Below are 2,293 nucleotides of genomic sequence, written 5' to 3' on the forward strand. Positions count from 1 at the left end.
CCCCCCCCCACCGCGTGATTCACGCCTGCGCCAACCACGCCACCACGCCACGCCCGGCGCGCAGCCCGCTGGCATAGCAGGCCGTCAGCAGATAGCCGCCGGTCGGCGCTTCCCAGTCCAGCATCTCGCCGGCACAGAACGTGCCCGGGCGCCAGCGCAGCATCAGCTGCGCATCCAGCGCTTCCAGGCGCACGCCACCGGCGGTGCTGATCACTTCATCGATAGGACGGGCTCGCTGCAGAGCCAATGGCAGCCGCTTGAGCGCATGCGCGATCTGGTCCAGCGGCAATTGCCCGGCCTCGCGACCCAGTACCTCGAACAGCAGCGCGGATTTGACCCCGCCCAGGCCCAGCTGGCGGCGCAGGACCTCGCCGAAACTGCGGCCCTGGCGTGGCTTCTGCAGCTTCTCAAGCACCTGCGCTTCGGTCTGGCCCGGCAGCAGGTCCAGCTGCAGGCTCACCTGGCCGTCGCGGGCCAGGCTGTCGCGCAGATCGGCCGAGAGCGCATAGATCAGGCTGCCTTCGATGCCGGTCGCGGTGATCACGCATTCGCCCTGCAGCGAGCGCGGCTCACCCTGCAGGTCGGTCCAGTGCGCCACCACCGGCTTGAGCGGGGCACCCGCCTGGCGCTCGCTGAAGTAGGGTGTCCAGCCGATGTCGAAGCCACCGTTGGCCGGCTTCAGCGGGGCGATGTCGACGCCGCTGGCGGTCATCGGTGCCACCCACGCACCGTCCGAGCCGAGCTCCGGCCAGCTGCCACCGCCGAGCGCGAACACCACCGCATCGGCCGTGATCGTGGTCGTGCCCTCGGGCGTCTCAAAGCGCAGCGCGCCTGCGTCATCCCAGCCGGTCCAGCGGTGCTGTACGTGGAAACGCACCCCCTGTTCCTTCAGCCGCCGCACCCAGCCGCGCAGCAGCGGGGCGGCCTTGCGGTCGACCGGGAAGACACGTCCCGAACTGCCCACATAGGTGTCCACCCCGAACGCCAGCGCCCAGGCACGCAGCGCCTCGCCATCGAAATCGGCCAACCAGCCGCCCACGGCCTCCGCGCGCTCGCGGTAGCGCGAGACGAACACCTCACGCGCATCGGAGTGGGTGAGGTTGAGGCCGCCTTTGCCGGCGATCAGGAACTTGCGCCCGGGCGACCCCTTGGCTTCGTACAGATCGACGGCGTGGCCGGCAGCGCGCACGGTCTCCGCCGCCATCAGGCCAGCGGGGCCGCCGCCGATGATCGCGACCCGGCGTGGGGTGTTCACGGCAATACTCATGCAGGCAGGATCAACGCGGCTTGACGTCGAGCAGTTCGACATCGAACACCAGCGAGGCATTCGGTGCGATCGGGCCGGCGCCACGTGCGCCATAGCCGTACTCGGCCGGAATCATCAGCGTGCGCTTGCCGCCCACCTTCATGCCGGCAAAGCCTTCGTCCCAGCCCTTGATGACCTGGCCCTGGCCGAGGTTGAAGGTGAAGGGCTCGCCGCGGTCGACCGAGCTGTCGAACTTGTCGCCATGCTTGTCGGCGGTGCGCTCGTCATAGATCCACCCGGTGTAATGCACGGTCACCTTGCTGCCAGGTGTGGCTTCGGCACCGGTGCCCGGCTGGGTATCGATCTTCTCGAACTGCGCGATGCTGCCACCGGGCGGCGGGCCGGGCGGGGTACAGGCGGCCAGCAGCGACAACATCAGGGGGGCGAGCAGGTAACGCGGCAGACGGCGCATGGGCGGGCTCCGGATCCAAAAAACGGGGACGCAAGGGTAGCGCATCGCCGGGCGCTATCATGGGCGCATGTCGAAACTGCTGCTCAACCTGCGCAATGTCGCGGACGATGAAATCCAGGATGTCACCGCCCTGCTGGACAAGGCGGGCATCGCCCACTACCGCACCGAGCCCAGCCCCTGGGGGATCTCCTTTGGCGGGATCTGGGTCCGCGATGACGCCGATCACCCCCGGGCCAAGGCGCTGATGGCTGACTACCAGCAGGTGCGCGGCGAGCGCGTCCGCGGCGAGCGTGAGGCCGCGCTGCGTGAGGGGACGGCCGAGACCTTCGGCAGCCTGATCCGCCGCCGCCCGGTATTCGTGGTGGCGGTGCTGCTCGGCATGGCCGTCGCGACCGCGCTGGTGCTGCTGCCGTTCGTGCTGCTGCGCGGCTGATTGCTGGGCGGGTCAGGCGTAGCGCCTGCCCAGCGGCTAAAATGGCGGGATGATCGCCAATACCGCCGCTTACCATTTCACCCCCGTCGCCGATCCGGACGCGCTGTGCGCGACCCTGCTGGAGCGGGCGACCGCCGCGCCG

Annotated in this window: 3 protein-coding genes and 1 pseudogene; 2 read left to right on the forward strand and 2 right to left on the reverse strand. The window is 69.6% G+C overall.

The annotated features are described in order from the left end of the window. Positions 1–19 precede the first annotated feature (19 nt). Together ACE026_RS04765 and ACE026_RS04770 are read right to left on the reverse strand one after the other, a co-directional pair. Positions 20–1,267 (reverse strand): TIGR03862 family flavoprotein, encoded by a 1,248-nt coding sequence (locus ACE026_RS04765; RefSeq protein ID WP_486038182.1) that lies wholly within the window; start codon positions 1,265–1,267, stop codon positions 20–22. A 10-nt stretch (positions 1,268–1,277) separates the two neighbouring features. Next, a complete protein-coding gene (locus tag ACE026_RS04770) occupies positions 1,278–1,718 on the reverse strand; it encodes an FKBP-type peptidyl-prolyl cis-trans isomerase (RefSeq protein WP_152151496.1) in 441 nt (146 codons plus the stop codon). 67 nt (positions 1,719–1,785) lie between these two features. On the opposite strand from ACE026_RS04770, the gene ACE026_RS04775 reads away from it, so the two are divergent. Continuing rightward, entirely contained in the window at positions 1,786–2,151 is a 366-nt protein-coding gene (locus ACE026_RS04775; protein ID WP_486038183.1) for a DUF6164 family protein, read from the forward strand. A gap of 49 nt (positions 2,152–2,200) precedes the next feature. Continuing rightward, positions 2,201–2,293 (forward strand): annotated as a pseudogene (locus tag ACE026_RS04780) (sulfurtransferase); the annotation flags it as partial.

This window comes from Stenotrophomonas sp. AGC87 (assembly GCF_057333975.1).